Origin of the sequence: Sorangium sp. So ce394, from assembly GCF_051474665.1 — a bacterium.
GTDB classification, from domain to species: domain Bacteria; phylum Myxococcota_A; class Polyangia; order Polyangiales; family Polyangiaceae; genus Sorangium; species Sorangium cellulosum_D.
Genome location: NZ_CP150339.1, coordinates 10438770 through 10463625, shown reverse-complemented (window position 1 = coordinate 10463625; position 24856 = coordinate 10438770). Strand labels below are relative to the sequence as shown.

The window sequence follows — 24856 nt, the reverse complement described above, 5'->3', positions numbered from 1 at the left end:
ATCGGCCCCGTCGATCAGGGGACCTTCATCAGGGCGTTCTGCTCTGCTTGCACGCGGCCATCGGTGCAGAACTTGCAGTTGTCGCCGTAGAAGAAGTTCCTGTTCGCTGTGTCATCCATCAGATGAACGCGGAACCAGGCCGCGGCCGACGACAGGGACACGCCATTTGCGCCCTGATAGACCCAGCTACCGTGATCCGCGTTGAGCTCGTTGAGGAAAAACGCGGGCTGATCGGTGACCGTCTTGAAGACATCGTGGACCCCGCTGCATTTCACCGTGGAGTCTTTCCCCCCGCAGAAGAACAACATGGGGGTGTGCACTCCCTCGAGGGCCCTGGTGCCGCAAATCGTCCCGAGGGCCGAGAAACGGGGATCGGAGGCCGTCATGCAAGTCGACATGCCCCCATAGGAATGGCCAAGCTGGCCGATCTTCGTGGTGTCGAGGGCGTGATAGTACGGGCTGCTCGCATCCTCGGCTTGTTCCAAGATCCAATCGAGGCCCGCGGTCGTGGGAAGAGGATCGCCTTCGGCGGTCGCGGTGCTGAGAGAAGCCACCACGACGAAACCGTGGGACGCGAGATGGTTGACGATCGGTCCGTATTGTCCGCACCACTGATTGCTGCCGGAGTTGACGACGCATTTCGGCGGTTTCTGCTCCGGATTGTCCCGGTAGCCATTGGCCCAGATCAGGATCGGATGGCAGTGGCCGCTGGTTGCGATATTGCTCGGGCGGTACACGTTGAAGCGCTGTTGCTCGTCCCCATAGATCGGATCGGGAACGACGCCGGCGAGGGGGCCGACGTTCTTGTCTGCGGTGACCGAGAAGGGGCCCGTCTTGGTAGGATCGGCCGTGGGGAACGGGTCGCCGACGCAGCCACTGACCGAGCCGCCGCTACCGGTCGTGCCGCCGCTTCCGGCATTTCCTTGGCCGCCGCTGCCCGATTGCCCGCCCGAAGCCGCGCCACCCGTGGCCTCACTCGAGCCGCCCGACGCCGAGCCGCCAGCCCCACCACTGGATGCGCCGCCGCTGGATGCGCCGCCGCTTTCGGCCGTTCCCCCAGAGCCCGTCGCACCACCGGAGGCCGCGCCCCCGCTGCCCGTGCCAACCGCGCCCCCGCTCGCGGCAGCGTCCCCATTCGATCCGTTACCACACGCCGCGGTGGAAACGCACACGCCCAAAGCCAGTAGCCAACGCCTCATGGTGACTCTGTCCTCGCCCAGCCGCTCAGCGTCGTCAAGCGCTTTGGCGGATAGGACAAGCAAACGCGTTCCGCAAAGGCAAGATTCTCGGAGCCGTTCCTGGCTCGTGCAGTCCGACTGTACAAGCTTATCGACAGAACGGGCCTTATGCGATCAGACAGGCCTTCCACTCGTGAAACGCCTGCGATTACCGCGACGTCGCACCAAGCGGAAGGCATCCTACCGTATAGCTGTACACTACTGGCACCAAGCGGAAGGAATCCTACCGTATAACTGTACACTACTGGCGCCAAGCGGAAGGAATCCTACCGTATATCTGTACACTGCTGAGCTCGTCCAAACGGCCGCCGTCGCGGTTCGCGGCGCGTCGTGATGGCCGGCGCACGCACCTCAGGGCAGACCTCCCCCCGGCCACGTCGTCGAGCAGCGTCCCTCCCCTTTCAGTTTCGTCACGCGGGGTCCGCCGGGTACCGCGCGCGGCACTCCAGCGGCTCGGCGAACAGACCGAGGTGGCTCAAGATCTTCCTCGCCGTCGCCTTGTCCGTGATCGCGGCCATGAGTCGCATCCTGTGGCGCGACTCTCGTCCCGAGACGGCGGAGGCACAGAGCGCTGCCTCGGGCTCGCCGTCCTCCTCGACGTCGTGCTCGATTTCGAGATGCTGTGCCGCCGAAGGTAACGGAGCATCCGCCCGACGGCGTGCTCTATGACCTGACCGACCGCGCGAGTCGGAAGATGACCGAGTTCGTTCCACACGAGCTCGGTGCCGTCTTCGTGATAAGCCCCGTCGAAGAAGACCACGTGCAGATGCGGGTTGAGCCGCATGTCGCCGGACGTGCGTTGCACGGCGATCACCGCGCCGCTCTTGACCGCGCCGCACGCGCCTCGGCGCGCGGCGCGTTTTTCGTAGAACCGCGCCACGCTCTCGACGAAGAGGCGGGTCAGCACGCCGAACAACGCCCCGTCCTGGGCGAGCCTGCGCCGCCACGGAAACGGAAACGTCAACACCCACGGACGGTGCGCCACCTCGGGCAGGATGTCCTCGATCAGGTTCGCCGCCGTGGAACACATGCGTCGGCCCAGACACGACGGGCAGAAACCGCGTCCTTTACAGCTGAAGGCCACCAGCCGACTCTCTTCGCAGCGCTCGCACCGGAGCCGCGCGAACCCGCGGCAGAGCAGCCCGCAGTCGAGGTAGGCTTCGATCTCCTTCTTCGCGTGCTTGGGTATCCGGACCGCGATGGCGCCGTCGTCGATGGCCCCGTACAGCGTCTCCACGTTGTCGCGCACGATCTCGTAGAGCGTCGTCTTCTCGGGGCGACGGCGCTCGTAGACGACGCCCGTGGTGCGAGCCGCGCTGGCCACACGGCGCCGACACCGCACGCCGCACGCCACGCGGTGAGGGCGCGTTTTCGCCGCGAATCTCGACAACCCGCCGGGCTATCGCCCATGGCGGCGCCATGGCGGAGCGGCGGGCCGGGGGGCGGCGGGCCGCGACGCTCGCTGCCGCGGCGGCGGAGGCGCTCGCCGAGCACCCGCCTCGCGCTCGATATGTCGGCGCGCGAGAGCGCGAGAGCGCGAGAGCGCAGCGTTGCAGGAGGAGATCATCCGGGTGCAGCAGAGCCGGCTAGCGGAGCTGTCTACGCCGATGATCCCGATCACCAAGCAGGTGATGGTCATGCCTCTCATCGGGACCATGGATGAGCCGTGTCAGGCTCGTGCTTGAATCTGCGCTCTGGCGCCGAGGCGCATGGTGCGCGTGCCGCCTCCGCGCCAGCATGCAGGAGCCGCTTCGCCACTCGTTTTCCCACCGCTCCCCGTGGCGTCCGCAGTTCCGCCATGGCGTCGCCATGCAGCAACGCGGCGAGAGGGTCGTCGCCGGCGCCGCGGCCGGGCCCGCGCCGGGCGACGCGCGAGGGTGACGGGGGCGCGATGGGCAGAGCCAGCGCGAGGCGCGCGGCGCCGACGCGGAGGGCGCGCCGCCACGACCCGGGGCGCAGGGACCGGCTGGTGGCGACGGCGCTCGACGTCATCGCCGAGCACGGGGTCGCAGGCGCCTCGCATCGCTCCATCGCGCGGGCCGCCGACGTGCCGCTCGGCTCGACCACGTACCATTTCGCGTCGATCGACGAGCTCCTCGCCGCGGCGTTCACCCGGCACGCGGAGGCCGCGGCGTCGCGCTTCGAGGCGCGGATGCGCGCCGCCTGCGGCCGCGAGGCCGCGGTCGAGCTCCTGCTCGAGCACCTCACGGCGGACCTGCTCGGCTCGCCGCGCGACCTCGTGCTCAGCGTCGAGCTCTACGTCGCCGCCGCCCGGCGGCCCGCGCTGCGCGCCGTCACCCAGGCCTGGATGCTGCGGAGCCGACGCGCGCTGGAGCTCCACTTCGACCCGGTGACCGCGCGGGAGCTCGACGCGCTGATCGAAGGCCTGGTGCTGCACAGCGCGCTGTCCACGGATCCGATGACCGCCGAGCAGATCCGGCACGCGATCCGCCGCTTCGCCCGGTGAGCCGTAGATAGCCGCGCTCGCCGCTTGTCCTTGACGAGGCGACGGCTCACGTCGCGGAGGATGGCGCCGCGCTCGAGGCCACGGCGCCTGACCACAGCTCGCTCGGCGGAAGCCTCCAGCGGGGCGCACCTCCCGGCCCTCCAGCGTCCGCCTCCGTGAGGGCGCCGCCTTGCCGGCAAGCCGTTGCCGCCCGCACGGGCAGCATCTTGCCGGCAAGTTGTTGCCGGCTCAGCGGGTCCGGGTCGCCGCGCTGGGAGCGCCGGATCGAGTTCCATCATCGCGTTTCATCATCGCTTCGCTGTTCCCCGCTGCCCGTCGGCGAAGAGACCCCGCCACGGTCGGCTCCCCCGACCCCGACGTGCTCCACCCGGTCGAGCTGGCCCGGCGCTTGCGTGCGCGTGCTGCCCGCCATGGAGCGGCAGCGAACGGCGGTGTCGCAAGCGAGATCAATTTGAATTTTACAATGCTTGTTGGCCGGCTTGCCGACATCGCCGTTGGCGCGCTCGTGACGTAAAAGGGCCATTTGCGCCAACTGAACCACCAAAGGAGCCATGTACATGACCATCGTTCACCCTCTTCAGCGTTCGCGAGAGTGGTACAAATTCGTGTCCGAGCGTGCCGTGAAGGACGCCGAGGTCCTCAAGCTCGCCGCTGCCTACATCGAGGCCATGAACAACCTGAACCGGCGGCTGGTCGAGCTCGCGAGCGCCGATCCGACGTTGAGCCCGAACGTCCGCCACGCCCCCAGCGGGGCGAAGAACGCCGCGGGGGCCGCGGCAGGCGCGTCCCCGTCGGCGAATCACGCGTTCATCAAGCTGGCCAAGGAGTATCACGATTTTCACGGCGTCCAGATGACCGATGAGGAGTTGCTCCTCGACGCGCGCAAGCACGGGCTCGCATCGATAGAAGTGCTCCCCTGAACGGCAGGGGTGATCTGCGAGCGGTTGCGAATCATTGACGATTTCTCGTTTGATACAAGGAGCCTACATCATGCACATCAGCGAAGCCGTGTCCTCGTCCCCCGCCCGTGCCCAGCAGTTCGTCTTGGAGGACCTCGGTGAGCCCATCGCCCCGGCCACCCCCGTCACCAGCGTCGCAGGCGGCGTCCTGCTCGTGGTGATCGTGCTGGCCATGGTCCCCGGCGCCGTCGACACCAGCTACCGCAAGTCCCCGGATCCGCAGTGATCGGAGGATCCTGAACCCGCCGCGCCGTTGCTCACGGCGACCACGACGTGGGCAGCGGCGCGCCCTTCGACCAAGAGTAAGCAGGAGCACCATGATCCCGGCCCAGTTGAGCAGCTTCTCTGCTGCGATCTCAGAGACGTACGACATCGAGGAACCGTCGACCTTCTGGACGTGCCGACCTCATTTCGAGCGGCTCCTCGGCTCGGGGTTCCTCTCGGACCTGCTGAGCATTCAGCTTGGATACTGCCTCTCAGGGCAGGGGGAGATGATCCAGGCCGCGACGGGCTCCTCCGCCCGCATCATGCTGCCGAGCGGGGTGCAGATCGACATCCTGCTGCTCGATCCCACCGTCGACGACGACAAGCTGCTCAGCTATCCATCTCACGTGCTGATGGGCTTCGCGTCTGCGCTCGACGACAGCCGCTTGGTGCTGGAGCGATACAAGCACGCCGAGCCCTATCGGAACGACGTCTTCGATGGTCAGGCGATGCTCGAGAGGCAGCCGGACCAGGTGCTTCGATCGATGGACGTCTCGGAGGTCTCGGCCGGGTGGGAGCTCTTCCGGCTGCGGTCCGTCAACAGGCCGATCCCGCTGGTCCTGCTCCAGTCCAAGCCGTTCCTCGATTTCGCGTGGCAGTACGACCCGGGCACCCTCATGCCCATGCAGGCGATCTGCCCGAACAGCTCGGCCTACAGGCTCTTTTATACCACCAAGCTCCTCGGGGAGATCGCGGGGCGGGGGAACATCGAGAGCCTCCTTCGGATCTCCGAGTACAAGAGCCACTTCGTTCGCTGGTCCGCGCTGCAGGCCCTCTTCGCCGTCGACGCCGAGGCCGGTCGAGCGCGCCTGGCCGGAGCCGTCGACGACCCGCACCCGCGCATTCGAGAGGCAGCGAAGAAGGCCCTCGCTCGCCTTGGATGACATCTGGAGCACGCCATGACCTTGACCATCGACGCGAATACGAATGATGTGATCGACCTGCCCGAGTGCGTCCGCCTCCTGAGCGGGATCAAGGGCATCTCGCGCCGGGAGCGCATGGACGACGCAGCCCGCTACCTCAGGATGTTGTCGAACAACAAATCTTTCCTCGTCGAGCACGTGAACCGCCAGATCTGCGAGGCGCAGCCGCTCGACGCCTATCAGATGTCGAGCAATTTCTCGCAGCAGATCGTCGATCTGGGCGGCGGCCCCGGGTTCCGGCTCCGGGCCAACATGTGGCCGCGCTGCGGCGCCGACGCGCCCGCCGACTGGGAGAAGAGCCTCTTCGCGTACCTGATGCCGCACGACCACAACGCCGATTTTCTCACCGTTGGTTACTGGGGCCCTGGGTACGAGACAGACATCTACGAGTACGATCCGGAGAGGACCGTCGGGTACGAGGGTGAGCAGGTGGAGATCCGGTTCCTGGAGAGGACGCGGCTGACGAACGGCAAGGTGATGTTCTACCGGGCGAACCGCGATATCCACACGCAGCTGCCGCCGGACGATTTTTCGATATCGCTCAACCTGCTCGCCGCCGATCCGGAGGCCGTGCAATCGACCAAGCAGTACTGGTTCGACGTGGAGCGAGGGGTGATCTCCTCGTCGGTCGAGCGGCTCGACTACAGCCCTTTCGTCTTCCTGTGCAGGCTCGCCTCCATGGTGGGCGACGGGTCGACGATCAACGTCCTGGAGAAATTGGCGCAAGGGCACTCCGACGCCAGGATCCGCGCGGAGGCGTTCACGGCGCTGGCCACGCTCGACCCGGGGAGCGCCTCGCGCCACTGGCGCGACGCCAGCGAGGACGTGGACCCGTACGTGCAGAGGGTCGCACGAGCCAAGCTGTCGGCCGAGTGATCCCAGGGCGTGGATCTCACCCCCGCCGCAGGGCCGCCTCCCTGGGCGCGCCTCGGCCCGCCGCGCTGGAGGAGGCGGGCGCGGCGGACCGCGCGGGATGTGTCCGAGGCGTTGAGATCTCCGGCGCCCACGACGACGCCGCGACGTCGGCATGACTGCCCCTTTGACACCCCCCTTCGCGCGCCCAACAGTTCCTCATCATGAAGACGCTCTATGCACTGCTCACGTTGCTCGTCCCGAGTTACCTCCTCGCCGAGGAGCCCGCCGGGAGCGCCCCGCCCGACACGGCGGCGCCCGCGCGCGGCGGCGAACGCTGCGGCTGCGCGGGCGACGAGCCTGGCCCGCTCGCAGGGCAGCTCGATCCGTCGTTCGGGGAGGCGGGGACCGGGATCGCGCGGGTGCGCTTCGGCGCCGACGACGACGGCGGCTTCTTCGATGTCGACGTCGCCGGAGATCGGATCACCGCGGCCGGCTGGGGCCAGGGCGGGCTCGGCGGGATCAGGTTCCGCGTCGTCCGGCTGACCGGCGCCGGCGCGCCGGACTCCACCTTCGGCGACGGCATGGTGACCACGGGCTGGGCCAACTCGACCGGCGACCTGGCCTATCTGGCCGCCACCGGCCACCAGCAGGGCGGCGAGGTCGTCGCCATCGGCTGGCGCGACCGGTTCCGGGACGCCTCGGCGGACGTGGCGTTGGCGCGCTACGCGGAGGACGGCTCGCTCGACCCCGGCTTCGGCGACGGCGGCAAGAGCCTGCTCGACCTCGGCGGGGACGAGGAGATCCGGGGCGGCCTCGTCGCTCCGGACGACGGCATCGTGGCCGTGGGCCAGCGCGACGGGCGCCTGCTGATCGTGCGCGCCACCGCGGACGGCGCCCTCGACACCTCGTTCGCGAGCCCGCGCGGCTACAGGACCGTCTCGCTGGGCGCCGCGTCGGTGGCCGAGGCGGTCGCGCTCGATGACCGCGGCCGCATCGTCGTGGCCGGCTCGGTCGAGCGGGGCGGCCAGCGCGACATGATCGTGATCCGCCTGCGCGGAGACGGCGCGCTCGATCGCTCCTTCGGCCGCGGGGGCGCGATCGTCGCCGGCGATCCCGGGGTCGACGAGCGCGCGGTCGCGCTCGCGCTGTCGCCGGGCGGCGGCATCGTGGTGGCCGGCGACGCGGGGGCCGAGGGGGCGCGCGACTTCCAGGTCCGCCGCTTCCACCCGAACGGCGCGCCCGACCTCGCGTTCGGCGACAGGGGCGTGGCCGCGTGGCCGACGACCGGCGGCGACGACGTGGCCGAGGACATGGCCCTGCTCCCGGGCGGCGCCGTCCTCGTCGCGGGCAACGGCGGCGAGCGCGGCGAGGGCGGCACGACAACGCCGCTGCTCGCGCGGTACACGTGCGACGGCGCGCTCGACCCGGCGTTCGGCGAGGGCGGCGTGCTCCCGGTCGATCTCGGCGAGTTCGGGCAGCTGCACACCGTGGAGGTCGTCGCCGACGACCAGGTCCTCCTCGGCGGCGGCGACGTGGGCATGTCCCCGGGGCCTGGCACCTACGGCGTCGTCGCGCGGATGTGGATGTGACGTCGTCGGCCGACGCCGGAGAGCGCGCACCCGCGCGCCGCTCCCTCGTCCCGGATTCCACGCGTCTCCCTTTGTCCCGCCTGCCATGGTGCCACGGCGACGCGTCGAGCCTCCCTGAGCGCGCCTCCCGGCCTTAGGTTCTCCTCACGGAGGGGGCGGGATGAACAGCATGGTAAAGTCTACGGATCTGCAGGTCGTGGAGGTCGAGGGGTCCGGCACCGTGTCGCTTCCGCCCGACTCGCTGCGCACCAACGTGTCCGTTGAGGTCCGCGGCGAGAGCCTGGAGGCCGCGCGCGAGGAGGCCGCGGCCAGGACACGGTCGATCGTGAGCGCGCTGGAGGGGCTCCAGATTCCGTCGCTCCAGGTCAGGAACGTGGGTGTCTCGCTGAGCCCGATCCCGGAGGGCGAAACGGAGCGGGAGCGCGTCGCTCCTCCGCGGATCATCGGGTACGAAGCGACGAGCACGGTGTCGGTGATCCTCGAGCGGGCGCCGCTCGACGTGCTCCGCGTCGAGAGCTCGAGGATCCTCGAAGCGGCGCTGTCCGCGGGCGCCAACCAGACCAGCGGGATCCGCTTTTTCCTGAGCGCGCCGCAGGAGGCCTACCGAGCGGCGCTCAAGGCCTCGATCGAGGACGCCGAGCGCAACGCCGGCGCGATCGCCGCGGCGGCCAAGATCAAGCTCGTCGGGTGGCGATCCGTGTCGAGCGCGGGCGAGGAGGACGGCGGGCGCGCCTGGAAGATGGAGGCCGGTTTCATCGGCCCGCGTTCGACCACGTTCCCGATCGAGCCCGGAGAGATCGAGGTGACCGCCACGGTGCGGGCCCGCTTCCGCTTCGCGAAGCGGTAGAGCCGCCGACGGGGCGCGCGCGTCGCGTCAGGGCGCGCCGCGCCGCCTCCGTCGGAGGCCTGGGATCAAGGCGACGACTTCGCCAGAAAGGCGTCCTCCGCGCCCGCGGGCGAGAGGGCACCGCCGCCGAGATCGGCGTCGATGGCGATGCCGGTCGCGCGCTGAGGGAGATCGGTGCCGACGCCCTTGCTCCGGCGGTGCTCCCCGCCGCCGCAGGAGGCGTTCACGCCATCGCAGTTCTCATCCGCCTCCGTGTGGCAGTCATCCGCGGTCGGGCGCACTTCACCGACGCAGGGCCCGTAGCCGGTTCCCTGGCCGTTGCAGATCGCCGTGCCTCCCTTGCAGATCCCGACGCCCGCGGTTCCGGGGACGCCCGTGTAGCACGACGCAGCCGCGCCGGGGACACAGATGCAGCCGGGGCCCTCCTCGTTGGCCTGACCATCGCAGTCTTCGTCCGCCGGATCGATGCAGGTCTCAGGCGCTGGAGTGACCTCACCGATGCAGGCGCCGAGCTCCGAGCCGTCGTCGCTGCAGGTCGCGACGCCCCGCCGGCAAGCCCCGACATCGGCGGTGCTCGACGCCGCCGTGTAACACGGCACTTGAGCCCCAGGCTCGCACACTGCGCCTCCCCCGCCATCACCTCCTCCGCCCCCGGCGCCCGCGCTTCCGCCGTCGCCCGCGCTTCCGCCGTCGCCCGCGCTTCCGCCGTCGCCCGCGCCCGCGCTTCCGCCGTCTCCGCCCGCGCCGAGACCTCCGCCGGATCCCGTTGTGGCACCGCCCTCGCCGGCTCCGCTCTCGGCGCCGGCGGATCCCCCGCTCCCGCTGGCGGCACCGCCTGCGGCGCCGCGGCCGCCGCCGCCCTCGCCGTTGTCACAGGCAGAGCTCATCAGCCAGAGCAGCGCGATCCAGCCCATTCGACGAACCGTGAGCATCCGTTTACCTCCCTGAGGCGGCGGCCTCCTTCGGGCCGACGCTCGAACGCTTGCCGCCTGGATGCGGCCCGCCGCAACCCCGTTCACCGCGCCACGTAGGCTCCACCACGGCCGAGGCGAGGCGGGCGTCGCTCACGGCTCCCGCGCGCACCGGACCCCGATGCCGACCGTGCGGGTCGTCGGGACGCGCTGGTCGCGGGTGGAGAGGTGCAGCGCCTCCGCGGCGCTGCGCCAGCCGCCGCCGCGCATCACCCGCTCCGTGCCGCCCGTCGTGACGGCGCAGTCCACGCACTCGGGCGGGTAATCCCCGTGATAATCCAGCGTCCACTCCCACATGCCCCCCGCCAGATCCGCTTGCTTGAACAGCCCGTCTCCCTGCGGTGACTTCGACCCGACCGGCGGGAGGTCCTCGATCACGCACCCCGCCACGTCGCTGCCAATGCATGCATACACCGCGTGGTCCCGATCGAGCGTTTCATCGTCCGGCGAGGTGGACCACGGATACGGACGCTGCTCGGCGCCGCCGGCCGCCGCGTACCCCAGCTCCGCCTCGGTCGGCAGTCGTCCGCCGTCCCACGCGCAGAACGCAAACGCCATGTACCAGCTCACGCAGTTCATCGGCAGGCGCTCGTTTGCGCCGGGCTCATCCGTCCACGCCCACGCCGTCTCCTCCGAATCGCAGAACAGCCCTTTCAGGAGCTCCGCGCGGTCCGGCGGCAGCCGATCTTCCCACTCCGCATCCCACCCGCTCCCCGCGACGAGCGGGTGCTCTCCGGCGCCCGGCGCCGGCCGGCTCCCGGGATACGCGTCCACGAACGCCCGGAACCGCCCCAGCGTGACCTCGAACCGGTCCAGCTGGAAGTCGCTCACCGTGGCCGGGAAGGCCGGGTCGTTGCTCCGGTTGAACGTACCCCCCACGACCAGCTCGCTCGCGCAGCAGCTCTCGTCTTCCTTGGGCCCGCACGTCGCAGGCAGCCCGGCGCAGCGGCTGCCAGTTTCCACGCCACCGCCGCCACCGCCGCCACCGCCGCCACCGCCGCCACCCTGGTCCTCTATCGGATGATAGGGCTTGTCCAGCCCGACGACCGTCGTGCAGCCGACGCCCGGCAGGCATAACGCCGCCCACAGCCATCGCGCAAATCGTTCTCTCATGCTCCTCGTGTGTTACCGAGGCGAGAGTGAGGAATCAACAGGACGATCGGACGGTCAGCGTGCTCCTCGGCGGGATCGCCCACGACCGCAACGAACGACGGTTCGGGCTCGTTCCGTTCACCGACGACGCGCAGCGGATGCGCGGCGCTGGGGTCGCCCGCCGGATGACCCGCGGAGCTCGCCACCGGGCTGCGTTGACGCAGCGCGGCCCGGAGGTTAAAGGTGGGCTGCAGCGCCATCGGCGCCCTGGGAGCAGGGCTCGCCACGAGCGCCGGGAGCGTCATCCTCGCCGCCGTCGTCGCGGCCGCTGCGCGGCGCTATCGGCCTCCGCAAGTTCGCCGTAAGATGGACACGCTGCGAGGCAGACTGCATGGCATCGATCACTCCCGATAAGAAGAAGATCAAGAGCTTCCCCACCGAAGCCGAGCTCGAGGCGTGGATGGCCGCGAACCACGCGCAGGAGACGGAGCTGTGGCTGAGGATCTACAAGAAGGGCTCCGGCGTGCCGACGGTGACCCAGGCGCAAGCGCTCGACGTGGCGCTCTGCTGGGGATGGATCGACGGCATCCGGAAAGCCCTGGATGAGAGCTCGTTCTTGCAGCGGTACACGCCGCGCAAGTCGAGGAGCGTCTGGAGTCAGATCAACCGCGACCACATCGCCCGCTTGACCGCCGCGGGGCGCATGACGCCCCACGGGCAGCGGCAGGTGGACGCGGCCAAGGCCGACGGCCGCTGGGATGCGGCGTACGCGCCGATGCGCAGCGCGACCGCGGCCACCCTGCCGGACGACCTTCGCGCCGCGATCGAGGCGAACCCGCGGGCGCGCGAGGCGCTCCAGGGGCTGGGGCGTCAGAACCTGTTCGCGCTGGCGTTCCGCATGAGCAACATGAAGACGCCCGCCGGCCGCGCAAAGAAGATCGCCGATCTGGTGGCGATGCTGGCGCGCGGGGAGACCATCGTGCCGGAACGGCGCAAAGAGCCGAAGGCGGCCCGGCCCCCCAAGAAGCCCCGTTGAGGCGGACCTCGAAGCTGCCGAAGGCGGCCGGTCGGGCCCGCGTTGGACCGCGCCGCAAGCGCGCGCGGCCGAGCCTCAGCCGGAACCGATTGACAAGCAACCCCATTGCGTGAAATGTAGTTTCCCCACCAATAAGGAATTTGCATGCCCTGGCCGGAACCCGTCACCTTGCGCGGGCGCCATGCCGCGCTCGAGCCGCTGACCCACGCTTACCATGACGATCTCGCCGACGCGGTGCGCGACGGTGAGCTGTGGGATCTCTGGTACACCTACATCCCGCGCCCCGAAGGCATGCGCGACGAGATCGAGCGTCGGTTGTCCCTCCAGCGCTCGGGTTCGATGCTGCCCTTCGTCGTGATCGACGCGCGCAGCGGACGCGCGGTGGGCATGACCACGTACATGGACATCGACGCGGCCAATCGGCGCGTGGAGATCGGCTCGACGTGGTACCGCAAGAGCGTGCAGCGCACCCCGCTCAACACCGAATGCAAGCTGCTGCTGTTGCAACACGCGTTCGAGACGCTGGAGTGCATCGCGGTGGAGTTCCGAACCCATTTCTTCAACCACCAGAGCCGGCGCGCCATCGAGCGCCTGGGCGCGAAGCTCGACGGCGTCTTGCGCAACCATCGTCGCGCGTCCGACGGCACGCTGCGCGACACGTGCGTATACAGCATCATCGCTCCGGAGTGGCCCACGGTGCGCAGCCACCTCACTCATCAGCTCTCGAAGCCTCGCGAGGCGGCGCCCGCGCGCTGAGACCTCGGCATCGTAGAGCCCGGGCCGCTCGAGCCGTGAGCGGCTCCGGCCAGCTGCTCGCGCCAGCGGCTAGCGCCCGCTCTCCGCCTCTCGCAGCGACAGCTCCCACGTCTCGCCGACGAGCTCGGCCCCGAAGCTCGTGTGCGGCTCGGACTTGACCAGGCGGAAACCGGCGCTCTCGTACATGCGGCGCGCGGCGGTGAGGATGCTCTGCGTCCACAGGGTCACCGCGCGATAGCCCGCGCGACGCGCGAACTCGACGCATTCGGCCACGAGCTTCCGCCCGATCCCCGACCCCCGCTCGCTCGGCTCGACGAGCAGCAGGCGCAGCTTCGCGACCGCGCGCGAGTGGCGCACCAGCATGACGCACCCGACCGGAACGCCGTTGCGCTCGGCGATCCAGCAGCGCTCGCCGCTCGGATCGAAGTTGCGGAGGAAGCCCGCGCAGATCTCCGCGACGAGCGCCTCGAAATCCTGATTCCACCCGTGCCCGCGCGCGTACAGCGCGCCGTGCCGCTGGATGATCCAGCCCATGTCGCCCGGGCCGTGCTCGCGAAGCGTGACCTCGGCCGTGGGCCGGGCGTGGCCGAGCAACGCCTGCACGCGCTGCAGGTGCTCCTGGAGCGCTCGCTGCTGCTCGGACGACAGGGGCCCGAGCAGCTCGCGGATCTGATCGCGCGCCCGACCATCGAGCGAGCCGAACACCTTGGCGCCCTTGGCCGTGAGCCGCAGGTGCGATTTGCGCGCGTCCGCCTCCGAGCGCTCGCGCTCGATCCAGCCGCGCCGCTGGAAAGCCGCGAGGATGCGGCTGAGGTAGCCGGCGTCGAGCCCGAGGTCGCGCACCAGATCGCTGGCGAGCGGGCCCTCGCGGTGCGCGATCTCGTACAGGACGCGCACCTCGGTGAGCGTGTACTCGCTGTCGAGCAGACCTCCGCCCAGCACGCCGATCTTCTGCGTGTAGAAGCGGTTGAACTCTCGCATCGCGTCGATGCGCTCGTCCACGGGACGCAGCTCGCCCATGCCACCCTCCTTCGTCGTCGTGGAGGGAGCATCCCAGAACTACTTGACTGAGTCAAGTAGTTGGCGAACGGATGCGGTCTGCCTCAGTCGTAATACTCGTTCCCGAGGTGGGTGATGAGCTCTTCCCCCATCATCCAGCGCAGCGTGTTCTTGAGCTTCATCGACTGGATGAACAGGTCGTGCTCCGGGTAGAGCTCCGGCGCCGTCATCGGGCTCTTGAAGTAGAAGCTCAGCCACTCCTGCGTCCCGCTGAACCCCGCCCTCGCCGCGAGGTCCAGGAGCAGCGCCAGGTCGAGCACGATCGGCGCCGCCAGGATGGAGTCCCGGCAGAGGAAGTTCACCTTCATCTGCATCGGGTAGCCGAGCCACCCGAACAGGTCGATGTTGTCCCACCCCTCCTTCGCGTCCCCGCGCGGCGGATAATGCTCGATCCGCACCTTGTGGTAGAGCTTCGAATACAGCTCCCTGTAGAGCTCCGGCTGGAGGATCTGCTCGAGCACGCTCAGCTTCGAGGCCTCCTTCGTCTTGAACGAGTCCGGATCGTCCAGCACCACGCCGTCGCGGTTGCCGAGGATGTTCGTCGAGAACCACCCCGAGACGCCGAGCATCCGCGCCTTGAGCGCCGGCGCGATCACGGTCTTCATCAGGGTCTGCCCCGTCTTGAAGTCCTTGCCCGCGATCGGCACGCCGTGGCTGCGCGCGAGCTCCCACGCGGCGGGGAAATCCACGGTCAGGTTCGGCGCCCCGTTGGCGAACGGGACACCCTCCTTGATGCACGCCCAGGCGTAGATCTGCGAGTTCGAGATGGCCGGGTGGTTCGAGAGGAGCCCCGCCTCGAACGCGGCCGCCGACCGGTGCACCTCCGACGGCGCGATGAAGATCTCCGTCGAGCCGCACCACACCGCCACCGCGCGGCTCGCCCCGCGCGAGCGCACGAAGCCGCGGATGTCGTCCCGCACCTGCTCCACCATGTCGGCCTTGCTGCGGCCGGCCTTCACGTGCGGGCCGTGCAGCCGGCGCACGTAGTCCGGGTAGAACACCGCCTTCATCGGCGTGACGGCCGCGAGCTCCTCGCGGACGGCATCGAGGTGCGCCGCCTCGAGCACCTTCGCCTCCACCGCCGCCTCGTGCGCGTTGTCGGGGAAGATGTCCCAGCCGCCGAACTCGAGATCATCGAGCGACGCCAGCGGGACGAAGTCCTTGATCCTCGGAGAGCGGTTGTCCGTCCGCTTCCCCAGCCGGATCGTCCCGAGCTGCGTCAAGGCCCCCACCGGCGCGGCGACGCCCCGCCGCGCGAGCATCACGCCCGCGATCGTCGTCGTCGACACCGCCCCGAGCCCCGGGAGGAGCACGGCCAGCTTCCCCTCGGGCTTCGCCAGCTTCTGCGGCTGCTTCATCAGATCTCTCCTCACGCGACCAGCTCGGCCGCTCACGGCTTGTCTCGACGAACGCCCGGCGCGCGCGGCGCCGCTCAGCCGTTGGCGGCCTGAGGCAGCGCCGCGTCGGTCTCCGACGCCGCCAGCGCAGGCGCGTGCCGGCCCAGCCCGAGCACGCTCCGGAAACCCTCGATCGTCCGGCGCAGCCCCGCCCGCAGCGGCACCTTCGGCTCGAACCCGAGCACCCGCTTCGCGTGATCGATGACCGGCTGCCGCTGCCGCGGATCGTCCTGCGGCAGCGGGCGGAACGCGATGCGGCTCCGGCTCCCGGTCAGGCGAATCACCTCCTCGGCGAGCTCCAGCACCGTGAACTCCTCCGGATTGCCCAGGTTCACCGGGCCCGTCTCGGTGGGGTGCTCCATCAGCCGCACGATCCCCTCGACGAGATCGTCCACGTAGCAGAAGCTCCGCGTCTGCGAGCCGGCGCCGTAGACCGTCAGATCCTCGCCCTGGAGCGCCTGGACGATGAAGTTCGACACGACGCGCCCGTCGTCGAGCGCCATCCGCGGACCGTAGGTGTTGAAGATCCGCGCCATCCGGACCTCGACGCCGCGCCGACGGTGGAAATCCATCACCAGCGACTCGGCGCAGCGCTTCCCCTCGTCGTAACAGGAGCGGATCCCGATCGGGTTCACCGAGCCCCGGTAGCTCTCCGGCTGCGGGTGGACCTCGGGATCGCCGTAGACCTCGCTCGTCGACGCCTGGAACACCCGCGCCCCGCAGCCCTCGGCGAGCTTCAGCGCGTGGAACGCGCCGACCACGTTGATCAGCGTGGTCCGCACCGGATCGCGCTGGTAATGCGGCGGGCTCGCCGGCGAGGCCAGGTTGTAGATGCGGTCGACCTGGAGATCGAACGGCTGGGTGACGTCGTGCTCCACCAGCCGGAAGCGGCGATGGTGGAGGAGGTGGGCGACGTTGCCCCGGGCGCCGGTCGAGAAATCGTCGAGCGCGATGACCTCGTGGCCGTCGCGGATCAGCCGATCACACAGGTGGGAGCCGACGAAGCCGGCGCCTCCGGTCACCAGGATGCGCAGCGCAGCGCTCATGTCTCTCTGACCTCCTCTCCAGGCGACGACGACCGGACGACCGCCCCGGCACGGGTGGGCGCGATGGGGTTCCTCCCCGCCACGGTCGCTTCGTCATCCTTCATTTGCAGCACGCTGTTTCGAGCCGACACCACACGTTCACGACCCCCGGTCCCCTGGGAGCTCCCGCTCGTCCCGCTCGTGGAGCAGCTCCCGGGCGTATCTCTCCAGCGCCTCGGCGCGGTGCGCCGCGGTGTGCCGGGCGAGCACGCGCTCGCGCGCCCGCTGCCCGATCGCGACCCGCTCCCGCTCGGGGAACTCGCGGAGCAGGCGGAGTGCCTCCTCCGAGGAGCAGGCCACGAGGATCTCCTTGCCCGGCTCGAAGACCTCGTCGAGCCCGGGCCAGTCGTCGCTGATCACCGGCACGCCGCAGGCCGCCGCCTCGAACAGGCGCACGCTCGGCGAGTACCCCGCCTCGATCATGTCCCGCCGGGTGACGTTGAGCGTGAAGCGCTGCGCGCCGTAAAAGGCGCGGTGCTCGCCCGGCGGGATGTGATCCGTCCGGTCGACGTTCGACGGCCAGTCGATGTCCGACGGGTACTGCGGCCCCGCGACCGCGAAGCGCCCCTGCGCCCAGCGGCGCGCCGGCTCGACGAGGAGGCGATCCAGGGTGGACTGGCGATCGGGGCTGTAGGTGCCGAGGTAGCCGAGATCCCACCGGGGCGAGAGGCGCTCCGGGAAATACGCGTCCGGATCCACCGAGCAGTAGAGCGGGCGCGCCCGCTTCGCCCCGTAGCGGCGCTCGAGCAGGTCGAGCGTGGGGCCGCCGGTGAACGAGAGGTAGAGGTCGTAGCGCGGGATCAGCGCCGCCGACAGGTACTCGGTGTCGCCCCGCTCGAGCTTCTTGAGCGTGACCGGCGTGTCGATGTCGTAAAATGCGGTCTTCCCGCGCGCCGTCTCCGTCACCCAGGCGCCGACCTCGACCCCGTCGGGCACGTAGGACCCGACGACCACCATGTCCGCGTTGCGCACCGCGTCCCCGAAGCGCGCGCGGAGGTCGTCGAGCCCCTGGTAGAGCTCGGTCCGGCCGTACGGAGGGGCCGGCAGATCGCGGTTCTCCGCGTAGAACCAGAGATCCCGCTCGAGGAACAGCACGCGGTGCCCGCGCTGGGCGAGCCGCTTGAGGAGCCCGCGGTACGTGGTCGCGTGGCCGTTGCCCCACGACGAGGTGATCGACAGGCCCAGGAAAACGAAGGAGAGGGTCTTCACGGCGCGATCGCGGTGAGGGTTGCGTCGGCGGCGTCGGCGGCGTCGGCGGCGCGGCCGAGCAGCGCTTCGACCTGCTTCGCCCGCTCCGCGTAGGTGTGCTCGGCGAGCACGCGCTGCTTCGCCGCCTCGCCGATAGCGCGGGCCCGCTCGGGCGTGAGCGCCCGGAGGATCGCCGCGACCTCGTCGCCGCTGCTCGCGACGAGCACCTCGCGCTCGGGCTCGAGGAAGAGCTCGATCCCCTCCCACGCGTCGGTGATGAGGCACGCGGCCGCGCCCGCGGCCTCGAACACCCGGGTCGCCGGGGAGAAGCCGACCGACGCCATGCTGTCGCGGGCCACGTTCAGCACCGCGCGGGCGCTCGCGTTGAAGGCGTTGTGATCCGCGGTGTAGACGTGCCCGACGTACCGGACGTTCGACGGCATCGCCTTGTCCTGCCAGCCATTGCCGCCGAGCAGGAACCGGAGCTCGGGGAGCGCGGCCGCGGGCCGCAGGAAGAACTCCTCCACGCGCCGCTCCCGGTCCGGGAGGCGGTTGGCGAGGAGCGCAAAATCGCAGTCGAACCGCGGATCTGGCGCGACCTCGAAGTGGGTCTCGGGGTCGAGCGCGTTGTAGATCGGCACGCAGCGCCGGGCGCCGAGCGCCTCGTAGCCGCGCACCACGGGGTCGCCGCCGCCGTACGTGAAGACCAGGCCGTAGCGCGGGATCTGCGCGCGGAACGGGTCCGACGGGTCGGCGCGGACGCGCTCCAGCGTGGCCGGGGCGTCGACGTCCCAGAAGATGGTGGTGAGCCCCGGCCGATCGAGCGCGGCGACCTCGGCCTCGAGGAGCTCGTCGAAGACGCCGACGCCGCTCGCCTTGACGACGACGTCGGCGCTCCGCGCCTGCTGGACGAGGCGCCTCGGCTCGTCGGCGTCGGTGCCGGAGTAGACGACCACGCGGGCCCACAGCGGATCGTCGATGTCGCGGTGCTTCTGCCGGTCGTACGCGTCCGGCTCGTAGAAGGTGACGCGGTGCCCCCGCGCGGCGAGGGCGCGGATGATGCCGCGGTAGTAGGTGGCCGCTCCGTTCCAGTAGGCGGAGACGAGGCTCGATCCGAAGAAGGCGATGGTGAGCGGTCGGCTCGAGGTCGGGCGTCGGTTCATGCGGTGGCTCGCTGGGTGGTGGCGGCGGGCGCCGGGCGGTCGACCTCGATGCCGAGGTCGGCCGAGATGCAGAGGAGCTCGTTGACGCGGTGGGCGCAGGTGTGGCGGGCGAGGACCGTCTTGCGCCCCCGCTCCGCCAGCTCGGCGGCCATGGCAGGCTCGGCGAGGAGCGCGCGCAGGTGCTTCTTCATCTCCTCGCCATTCCGGGCGACGAGGTAGTCGAGCCCGGGCGAGAACAGCTCCTCCGTGTCGCTCCACGGCGAGCAGACGAGCGGGATGGCGCAGGCCATGGCCTCGAACGGCCGGATGGTCGGGATGCCCGGGAGCGACGCGACGTAGGGCCGCCTCGGCACGTGGACGGTCACCCGCGCCCGCGCGAACGCGTCGGGCGCGCGGTGGTTGGGGAGCCAGCCGCGGTACTCGAGCCCGGCCGCCTCGAGCGCGGCGCGCGCGTGCTCGGGGTAGCGCACCCCGTGCACGCGGGCGGAGAGGCCGAGATCGCGCGCCGGGCCGATGAGGAACTCGTCGAGCTCGCGGGTGCGCTCCTCGTCGCCCCAGTTGCCGACCCACACGAGATCGCGCTCGGGCTGGAGCTCGCGGCGCGGGCGGAAGACCCGCGCGTCGGCGGCCTCGTGCCAGACGAACGCCCGGCGGGCCCAGCGGCGCTCGAGGTAGAGGTCGCGGATCACCCGGCCGAAGGCGAGGACGCCGTCGTAGTGGGTGAGGTCGTAGCGGGCCATGGCCCCGGGATCGGTGACCGACCGGTGGTGCGTGTCGTGGAAGAGCAGCCGGTACGACGCGCCGACCCGGTGGGCGCCGACGCGGGCGACCAGCTCCGGCTCGCTCCACTCGTGGACGATGACCAGCGCGGCGCCCTCGAGCGCCTCGTCCAGGTCGAGCGAGGCGAGGTCGTAGCGGATCGGGTCGACGTGCGGGTAGACCTCGCGCACCTCGCGCAGCGGGGCCTCGCCGTGGTCGGCGACGAGGTTCTGGAGGCTCCACGCGTCGCGCGGCTCGAAGACGCGGACCTCGTGCCCGCGCTCGGCGAGCTCGGTGACCACGCCCCGGAGGAAGTGCGCGTTGCCGTGGTTCCAGTCGGACAGGAGCGAGTGACAGAACAGGACGATGCGCATGGCTCACTCGCCTCCCACGGCGGCGGCGCGCGGCGCCTCGCGCGCCGGCGAGCGCCTCGCTCGCGAGCTGCCCCCGAGGAGCTCGCCGTAGAGGCGCAGGTAGCCCCGGGCCATCCGCCGCGGCGAGAACGCGGCGGCGCGGGCGCGGGCGCGCGACGCCATCTCCTGCCGCCTTACGGGATCGTCGACGAGCGCCTGGAGCGCGCGCCGGAGCGCCTCGGTGTCGCCGGGATCGACGTAGAGGGCCGCGTCCCGCCAGACCTCGCGCAGGCTGGGAATGTCGCCGAGGACGAGGGCGCAGCCGGAGAGCGCGGCCTCCAGGACCGACAGGCCGAACGGCTCGTAGCGGGCGGGGTGCGCGCAGATCGAGGCGCGGGCGAGCGCGGCGGCGACGCCGGTCGGCGAGAGCACGCCGAGGTGCTCGAGCGACGGGAGGGGCCGGCTGCCCCCGCCGGGGTGGACGTCGCTCCCGGCCACCTGGATCGGCCAGGGCAGGCGAGGGGCCACCTCGCCGAGGGCCGCGATGTTCTTGGCCTGGTCCCAGAGCCGCCCGACCGCGACGATGACCTCGTCCTTCGGGCCCGGGGCGAACCGGTCCGGGTCGGCCGCGTTGGGGATCACCGCCGCCCGGGCGCCCCGGAAGGGCGCGCGCGCGCCGTGGTGGCGCACGAGGGCGTCGAGCATCGCCTGGGTCGGCGCCACCACCGCGGCCGCGGCGGCGAGCCCGCGGGCCACCTCGCGCCGGTAGCGATCGTACTGCGGCGGCGCCTCCCCGCCGAGGACGGCGGTCCACCAGGAGAGCACGCACGAGTGGGCCACCACGAGCTTCGGGGCGCGGAAGTCGAGGGCGCCGTGCGCGTAGCCGTTCAGGTGGACCACGTCCGGGCGGACGCGCTCCTCGAGCTCGAGGAGCCAGTCCCCGGCGCGCGCGACGTCGTCCCAGGGGTCGTCCATCCACTCGAGCCGGAAGGAGCTCTCGAAGACGGCGAGCCCGGGCACGCGGCCCGCGGCCTCGCGCTGGGGCGCCGAGAGCGGCCCGCCCATGGTGGCGAGCGACGTCCGGACCCCGCGCGCCGCGAGCGCGCGCGCGAGCTCGATCGCGTAGGAGAAGACGCCGCCCACCGTGTCGGCGGTCATCAGGACGGAGCCGGGGGTCTGCAGGGCGTCAACCATGGCCGGGCGCCGCGACCTCGAGCTCGGAGAGCGGGAGCGGGCGGCTCTCCTGGATGTCGCTGAAGTGATCGAACTGGCCGAGGTAGTGCGCGACCGAGCGCTCCCACGCCTGATCGTCCGGCAGGCCCCAGCGCATCGTGTAATCGGGCGAGCCGGGGTAGGGGAACATCGGCACCGGCTCGTTCGCCCACACGCCGTGCTGCCGGAGCCGCTCCCGGAAGGCGGCGACGTCCGCGGGAGCGTCGGTCTGCGACTGGATCAGGTTCGCCTGGACGAAGGGGACGCTCTTCTTGGCGTGGATGAGGAGGTCGCTGAGCTGCTCGGTCGAGAGCTTGCAATGCTTGGCCAGGAGGCTCCTGCCCTCCTTCGTGATGCTCTCCACCCCGGCCTCGATCGAGACGCACCCCGCCTTCCCGAGCAGGTCGAGCATCTCGCGGTTCCAGTTGTCGATGCGCATCTGGATGCCGAACGACACCGGCCGATCCACGAGCGCCTCGAGCAGCGGGCGGTCCGGGAGGAAGATCTCGTCGATGAAGTAGACGTAGCGGACGCCCTGCGCGACGAGCCCGTCGAGCTCGTCGAGGAGCACGTCGAGCGGCCGCTTGCGGTAGCGATCGCGGAAGTTGTCCTTCGCGCAGAAGGTGCAGTGGTACGGGCACCCGCGGGACGCCTCGAGCTCGGCGCCCGGCCCGACCGGCGCGGCGTCGAAGCGGTGGTGGTGGTGGGCGTGGCGCGCGACCGTCGCCTCGTCCCAGCGGAGGGCCGGGAGCCGGGCCATGTCGGACGCGTGCGGCCCGCCCTGGACGCGCGCCTCCTCGCCTTCCAAATAGGCGATCGAGGCGATCTCGCCCCAGCGCGCGCGCGGCAGATCCGCGAGCTGGACCAGGACTTCCTCGCACTCGCCCATCACCACCGCGTCGACCCCGAGCTTGCGCAGGGTGGCGCGGGGGGTGGTGGAGGCGTGGGGGCCGACCGCGAACCTTAGGCCCGGCAGGTCGCGCAGGGCGTGGAGCGTCTGCTGCGGGACCCGGAGCTCGGGCGGGGCGCAGCGCCAGAAGAGGTAGCTCGGCGCGGTGGTCACCACGACGGCGTCGGGGCGGAGCGCGGCCACCTCGTCGCGGAGGGCCTCCAGGGAGAGGTCCCGGGCCTGCGCGTCGACGATCGCCGTCTCGTGCCCCGCGGCCTCGAGCAGCGCCCTGGCGTAGCCGTACTCGAGCGGCAGGTGGGGCTCGCGGCAGCCGAAATAGATGCTCCCCTCGAAGCTCCAGGGCGGGTTGACGAGCGCGAACCTCACTCGGCGCCCTCCATGCAGAGCTCCTCGGCCGCCTGCCCGGCGGCCTTGCCGGCGCCGGTCATCTCGCGCAGCCAGCCGTGCAGCTTGCGCACGCCGTCGCGGAACCGGACGCGCGGCCACCACCCCGTCGCCGCGTTGAACCGGCGGCAATCGGAGACGTAGTAGCGCTGATCGCCGGGGCGCCACGCCTCGACGCCGGTCGCGGGGCGCTTGCCGTCGAGCTCCTCGATGAGGTCGAGCAGCTCGAGCAGGCTGAGGGTGTTCTCCGGGCCGCCGCCGATGTTGAACGCCGTCGCGGAGATCTGCCGGATGTTCTCGCGGGCGAGGAGGAAGGCGTCGACGAGATCGTCGATGAACAGGACGTCCCGGACCTGCATCCCGTCGCCGTAGAGGGTGATCGGCTCGCGCCGGAGCGCCTGGAGGAGGAAATGAGCCACCCACCCCTGGTCCTCGGTCCCGAACTGGCGAGGCCCGTAGATACAGCTCATCCGGAACACCGCCGCGGGGAGCCCGAAGGTGCGGGCATAATCGATCACGTACTGATCCGCCGCGCCCTTCGAGCACCCGTAGGGGCTGTGGAAGTCGAGCGGCCGGGCCTCCGAGATGCCGGCGGCGCGGAGCTTCGGATCCTCGGGCGCGTACTGCCGATCCCTGCACTGGAGCGGGACGTCGGGGAGGCCGCCGTACACCTTGTTGGTGGACGTGAAGAGGAGCGGCGGCGGGGCGCTCTGGGCGCGGATCGCCTCGAGGACGTTGAGCGTCCCCCGGGCGTTGATCTCGAAGTCTTCCTCCGGCCGGACCAGGCTGGTGGTCACCGCGACCTGGGCGGCGAAATGAAAGACGCTGGAGGCGCGCCGGACCACCTCGGCGACCGCGCCGGCGTCCCGCACGTCGCCGGTGACCAGCGTGACGCGGTCGCCGTGGACGCGCTTCAGCCAGTCCACGTTGCGCGCCACGGAGGGCCGCGAGAGGTTGTCGAAGAGGATCACCGACTCTCCCGCCTGGAGCAGGCGGTGGGCCACGTTGGACCCGATGAAGCCGGCGCCGCCGGTGATCAGCGCCGGTCGCCCCGGCTCCCCGGCCGCGCCGCGGGAATCGAGATCCGCGGCGCTCATACCGTCAGCCCCCGGGACTCCAGCTCGGCGCGGGCCTGGGCGACAGCGTCCTTGGCCACCTGGCCCTCGAGCCAGCCGGCGAGATCGCGGAGCCCCTCTTCGAGGGTGACCTGGGGCTCATACCCGATCTTGCGCTGCGCCGCGCCGATGTCCGCGAAGCAGTGCCGGATGTCGCCCAGCCGCGACTTCCCGGTGATCTCGGGCTCGATCCGGTCTTTCCCCATCACCTTGCGGACGTGATCGGCGACCTCGCGCACGGTGTACGACCGCCCGCTGCCGATGTTGAGCACCTGGCCCACCGCGGCGTCGGCGCTGAGGACCCGGACGCAGGCGCGGGAGATGTCGGCGACGCTCACGAAGTCGCGCCGCTGCAGGCCGTCCTCGAAGATGAGGGGCGGACGATCGTTGAGGAGCCGGGAGGCGAAGATGGCGAGGACGCCGGTGTACGGGTTGGAGAGGGCCTGGCGGCGGCCGTACACGTTGAAGAAGCGGAGGGCGACAGTGGGGATGTTGTACGCGCGCCCGATCGTCAGGCAGAGCCGCTCCTGGTCGTACTTGGAGAGCGCGTAGACCGACTCGAGCGCCGGCGTCTTGGACTCGGGGGTCGGGATCGGCGCGAGCGCCTCGCCCGCCTCGCTCCGGACCTCCCAGTCGCCGCGCTTCAGCTGATCGAGCGGGCGGCTCGCGCCGGGGACCACGGCGCCCGAGGCGGTCCGGTAGAGCCCCTCGCCGTACACGCTCATGCTGGAGGCGACGATCAGCCTCGAGACCGGCCTCTCGGCGAGCTCTTCCAGGAGCACGGCGGTGCCGAGGTTGTTGACCGAGGTGTACTCCTCGATCTTGTACATGCTCTGTCCGACCCCGACCATGGCCGCGAAGTGGTAAACGACGTCCACTCCGCGTAATGCCGACTTCACCGCGTCCCGGTCCCGGACGTCACCCACGATGAGCTCGACTTCCGGGTTGAGGTACGCCGGGCGCCGGCGCTCGGGCCCGTGCACCTGTGGGATGAGGCTGTCGAGCGCCCGGACGCGATGCCCTTGGCGCAGGAGCTCGTCGGCGACGTGCGAGCCGATGAAGCCCGCTCCACCAGTGATGAGGACGTGACTGGCCATATTCCTCTGGGTCGATGGTCAATGCGTGGCAAAACGCCACGAGCCTGCGCGGATGAGGCTAGGCTATAGAAGAGGGCGCCGTCGCGACGGCGCCGCGCTCGGGACGGCTCACTGCGCCACCCGTGTCCGGTTCTGTT

The 24856-nt window shown here is 70.7% G+C and carries 25 protein-coding genes; 9 read left to right on the top strand and 16 right to left on the bottom strand.

Annotated elements, in window-relative coordinates:
• Positions 1–14 precede the first annotated feature (14 nt).
• Both WMF33_RS38660 and WMF33_RS38655 read right to left on the bottom strand, forming a co-directional pair.
• Positions 15–1199, bottom strand: coding sequence for a poly(ethylene terephthalate) hydrolase family protein (locus WMF33_RS38660; RefSeq protein WP_437333302.1), 1185 nt, complete (start codon positions 1197–1199; stop codon positions 15–17).
• Positions 1200–1713: 514 nt separating this feature from the next.
• Positions 1714–2562 carry a transposase zinc-binding domain-containing protein gene (locus WMF33_RS38655; RefSeq protein ID WP_437333301.1) on the bottom strand — a complete coding sequence of 283 codons (849 nt, stop codon included), beginning with the start codon at positions 2560–2562 and terminating at the stop codon, positions 1714–1716.
• Positions 2563–3129: 567 nt separating this feature from the next.
• On the opposite strand from WMF33_RS38655, the gene WMF33_RS38650 reads away from it, so the two are divergent.
• Entirely contained in the window at positions 3130–3705 is a 576-nt protein-coding gene (locus WMF33_RS38650; protein WP_437333300.1) for a TetR/AcrR family transcriptional regulator, read from the top strand.
• Positions 3706–3979: 274 nt separating this feature from the next.
• Here the strand turns inward: WMF33_RS38650 and WMF33_RS38645 are convergent, their stop codons facing one another.
• The gene (locus WMF33_RS38645; RefSeq protein ID WP_437333299.1) at positions 3980–4270 is read right to left on the bottom strand and encodes a hypothetical protein; all 291 of its coding nucleotides are present in this window, start codon (positions 4268–4270) and stop codon (positions 3980–3982) included.
• A gap of 40 nt (positions 4271–4310) precedes the next feature.
• Here WMF33_RS38645 and WMF33_RS38640 point away from each other — a divergent pair, with 40 nt between their 5' ends.
• The 6 genes from WMF33_RS38640 to WMF33_RS38615 all read left to right on the top strand — a co-directional run bounded on the left by WMF33_RS38640 (position 4311) and on the right by WMF33_RS38615 (position 9142).
• Entirely contained in the window at positions 4311–4625 is a 315-nt protein-coding gene (locus WMF33_RS38640) for a hypothetical protein (protein WP_437333298.1), read from the top strand.
• 70 nt (positions 4626–4695) lie between these two features.
• Positions 4696–4890, top strand: a complete 195-nt coding sequence (locus WMF33_RS38635) for a hypothetical protein (RefSeq protein ID WP_437333297.1) — start codon at positions 4696–4698, stop codon at positions 4888–4890.
• A gap of 91 nt (positions 4891–4981) precedes the next feature.
• Complete coding sequence (locus tag WMF33_RS38630; RefSeq protein ID WP_437333296.1) at positions 4982–5812, top strand: HEAT repeat domain-containing protein; 831 nt, start codon at positions 4982–4984, stop codon at positions 5810–5812.
• 15 nt (positions 5813–5827) lie between these two features.
• Positions 5828–6727, top strand: a complete 900-nt coding sequence (locus WMF33_RS38625) for a hypothetical protein (protein ID WP_437333295.1) — start codon at positions 5828–5830, stop codon at positions 6725–6727.
• Between the two features lie 200 nt (positions 6728–6927).
• The gene (locus WMF33_RS38620; protein WP_437333294.1) at positions 6928–8295 is read left to right on the top strand and encodes a hypothetical protein; all 1368 of its coding nucleotides are present in this window, start codon (positions 6928–6930) and stop codon (positions 8293–8295) included.
• Between the two features lie 160 nt (positions 8296–8455).
• On the top strand, positions 8456–9142 hold the full coding sequence (locus tag WMF33_RS38615) for an SIMPL domain-containing protein (protein WP_437333293.1): 687 nt from the start codon (positions 8456–8458) through the stop codon (positions 9140–9142).
• Positions 9143–9207: 65 nt separating this feature from the next.
• On the opposite strand, the gene WMF33_RS38610 is transcribed toward WMF33_RS38615, so the two are convergent.
• The 3 genes from WMF33_RS38610 to WMF33_RS38600 all read right to left on the bottom strand — a co-directional run bounded on the left by WMF33_RS38610 (position 9208) and on the right by WMF33_RS38600 (position 11465).
• Positions 9208–9741: a hypothetical protein gene (locus WMF33_RS38610; RefSeq protein ID WP_437333292.1), complete on the bottom strand. Its 534-nt coding sequence runs from the start codon at positions 9739–9741 to the stop codon at positions 9208–9210.
• Positions 9742–10206: 465 nt separating this feature from the next.
• Positions 10207–11226 carry a formylglycine-generating enzyme family protein gene (locus WMF33_RS38605; protein ID WP_437333291.1) on the bottom strand — a complete coding sequence of 340 codons (1020 nt, stop codon included), beginning with the start codon at positions 11224–11226 and terminating at the stop codon, positions 10207–10209.
• Entirely contained in the window at positions 11223–11465 is a 243-nt protein-coding gene (locus WMF33_RS38600) for a hypothetical protein (RefSeq protein ID WP_437333290.1), read from the bottom strand. Before WMF33_RS38600 ends, WMF33_RS38605 begins: the two co-directional genes overlap by 4 nt.
• 131 nt (positions 11466–11596) lie before the next feature.
• Here WMF33_RS38600 and WMF33_RS38595 point away from each other — a divergent pair, with 131 nt between their 5' ends.
• On the top strand, positions 11597–12241 hold the full coding sequence (locus tag WMF33_RS38595; RefSeq protein ID WP_437333289.1) for a YdeI/OmpD-associated family protein: 645 nt from the start codon (positions 11597–11599) through the stop codon (positions 12239–12241).
• 144 nt (positions 12242–12385) lie between these two features.
• Entirely contained in the window at positions 12386–12997 is a 612-nt protein-coding gene (locus WMF33_RS38590) for a GNAT family N-acetyltransferase (protein WP_437333288.1), read from the top strand.
• 69 nt (positions 12998–13066) lie between these two features.
• Here WMF33_RS38590 and WMF33_RS38585 read toward each other — a convergent pair whose 3' ends face one another.
• From WMF33_RS38585 to WMF33_RS38540, 10 genes are all read right to left on the bottom strand, one after another.
• Positions 13067–14017, bottom strand: a complete 951-nt coding sequence (locus tag WMF33_RS38585) for a bifunctional helix-turn-helix transcriptional regulator/GNAT family N-acetyltransferase (RefSeq protein WP_437333287.1) — start codon at positions 14015–14017, stop codon at positions 13067–13069.
• 83 nt (positions 14018–14100) lie between these two features.
• Positions 14101–15414, bottom strand: a complete 1314-nt coding sequence (locus WMF33_RS38580) for an inositol-3-phosphate synthase (protein WP_437333286.1) — start codon at positions 15412–15414, stop codon at positions 14101–14103.
• A gap of 74 nt (positions 15415–15488) precedes the next feature.
• Entirely contained in the window at positions 15489–16499 is a 1011-nt protein-coding gene (locus tag WMF33_RS38575; RefSeq protein ID WP_437333285.1) for a UDP-glucuronic acid decarboxylase family protein, read from the bottom strand.
• A 138-nt stretch (positions 16500–16637) separates the two neighbouring features.
• Positions 16638–17747, bottom strand: a complete 1110-nt coding sequence (locus tag WMF33_RS38570; protein WP_437333284.1) for a CgeB family protein — start codon at positions 17745–17747, stop codon at positions 16638–16640.
• Complete coding sequence (locus WMF33_RS38565) at positions 17744–18889, bottom strand: CgeB family protein (protein ID WP_437333283.1); 1146 nt, start codon at positions 18887–18889, stop codon at positions 17744–17746. The genes WMF33_RS38570 and WMF33_RS38565 overlap by 4 nt, the downstream gene beginning before the upstream one ends.
• Entirely contained in the window at positions 18886–20022 is a 1137-nt protein-coding gene (locus tag WMF33_RS38560; protein WP_437333282.1) for a CgeB family protein, read from the bottom strand. The genes WMF33_RS38565 and WMF33_RS38560 overlap by 4 nt, the downstream gene beginning before the upstream one ends.
• A 3-nt stretch (positions 20023–20025) precedes the next feature.
• The gene (locus WMF33_RS38555) at positions 20026–21195 is read right to left on the bottom strand and encodes a glycosyltransferase family 4 protein (protein ID WP_437333281.1); all 1170 of its coding nucleotides are present in this window, start codon (positions 21193–21195) and stop codon (positions 20026–20028) included.
• A complete protein-coding gene (locus WMF33_RS38550; RefSeq protein WP_437333280.1) occupies positions 21188–22489 on the bottom strand; it encodes a TIGR04295 family B12-binding domain-containing radical SAM protein in 1302 nt (433 codons plus the stop codon). The genes WMF33_RS38555 and WMF33_RS38550 overlap by 8 nt, the downstream gene beginning before the upstream one ends.
• Entirely contained in the window at positions 22486–23604 is a 1119-nt protein-coding gene (locus WMF33_RS38545) for an SDR family NAD(P)-dependent oxidoreductase (RefSeq protein ID WP_437333279.1), read from the bottom strand. The genes WMF33_RS38550 and WMF33_RS38545 overlap by 4 nt, the downstream gene beginning before the upstream one ends.
• Positions 23601–24719 (bottom strand): NAD-dependent epimerase/dehydratase family protein, encoded by a 1119-nt coding sequence (locus WMF33_RS38540; RefSeq protein WP_437333278.1) that lies wholly within the window; start codon positions 24717–24719, stop codon positions 23601–23603. The genes WMF33_RS38545 and WMF33_RS38540 overlap by 4 nt, the downstream gene beginning before the upstream one ends.
• Between the last annotated feature and the right edge of the window lie 137 nt (positions 24720–24856).

Coding starts and splice junctions, on each gene's coding strand:
- WMF33_RS38660 (WP_437333302.1), bottom strand. CDS start 1,199: ATGAGGCGTTGGCTACTGGCTTTGGGCGTGTGCGTTTCCACCGCGGCG.
- WMF33_RS38650 (WP_437333300.1), top strand. CDS start 3,130: ATGGGCAGAGCCAGCGCGAGGCGCGCGGCGCCGACGCGGAGGGCGCGC.
- WMF33_RS38645 (WP_437333299.1), bottom strand. CDS start 4,270: ATGGTCATGTACATGGCTCCTTTGGTGGTTCAGTTGGCGCAAATGGCC.
- WMF33_RS38635 (WP_437333297.1), top strand. CDS start 4,696: ATGCACATCAGCGAAGCCGTGTCCTCGTCCCCCGCCCGTGCCCAGCAG.
- WMF33_RS38630 (WP_437333296.1), top strand. CDS start 4,982: ATGATCCCGGCCCAGTTGAGCAGCTTCTCTGCTGCGATCTCAGAGACG.
- WMF33_RS38625 (WP_437333295.1), top strand. CDS start 5,828: ATGACCTTGACCATCGACGCGAATACGAATGATGTGATCGACCTGCCC.
- WMF33_RS38620 (WP_437333294.1), top strand. CDS start 6,928: ATGAAGACGCTCTATGCACTGCTCACGTTGCTCGTCCCGAGTTACCTC.
- WMF33_RS38615 (WP_437333293.1), top strand. CDS start 8,456: ATGAACAGCATGGTAAAGTCTACGGATCTGCAGGTCGTGGAGGTCGAG.
- WMF33_RS38605 (WP_437333291.1), bottom strand. CDS start 11,226: ATGAGAGAACGATTTGCGCGATGGCTGTGGGCGGCGTTATGCCTGCCG.
- WMF33_RS38600 (WP_437333290.1), bottom strand. CDS start 11,465: ATGGCGCTGCAGCCCACCTTTAACCTCCGGGCCGCGCTGCGTCAACGC.
- WMF33_RS38595 (WP_437333289.1), top strand. CDS start 11,597: ATGGCATCGATCACTCCCGATAAGAAGAAGATCAAGAGCTTCCCCACC.
- WMF33_RS38590 (WP_437333288.1), top strand. CDS start 12,386: ATGCCCTGGCCGGAACCCGTCACCTTGCGCGGGCGCCATGCCGCGCTC.
- WMF33_RS38585 (WP_437333287.1), bottom strand. CDS start 14,017: ATGGGCGAGCTGCGTCCCGTGGACGAGCGCATCGACGCGATGCGAGAG.
- WMF33_RS38580 (WP_437333286.1), bottom strand. CDS start 15,414: ATGAAGCAGCCGCAGAAGCTGGCGAAGCCCGAGGGGAAGCTGGCCGTG.
- WMF33_RS38575 (WP_437333285.1), bottom strand. CDS start 16,499: ATGAGCGCTGCGCTGCGCATCCTGGTGACCGGAGGCGCCGGCTTCGTC.
- WMF33_RS38565 (WP_437333283.1), bottom strand. CDS start 18,889: ATGAACCGACGCCCGACCTCGAGCCGACCGCTCACCATCGCCTTCTTC.
- WMF33_RS38560 (WP_437333282.1), bottom strand. CDS start 20,022: ATGCGCATCGTCCTGTTCTGTCACTCGCTCCTGTCCGACTGGAACCAC.
- WMF33_RS38555 (WP_437333281.1), bottom strand. CDS start 21,195: ATGGTTGACGCCCTGCAGACCCCCGGCTCCGTCCTGATGACCGCCGAC.
- WMF33_RS38545 (WP_437333279.1), bottom strand. CDS start 23,604: ATGAGCGCCGCGGATCTCGATTCCCGCGGCGCGGCCGGGGAGCCGGGG.
- WMF33_RS38540 (WP_437333278.1), bottom strand. CDS start 24,719: ATGGCCAGTCACGTCCTCATCACTGGTGGAGCGGGCTTCATCGGCTCG.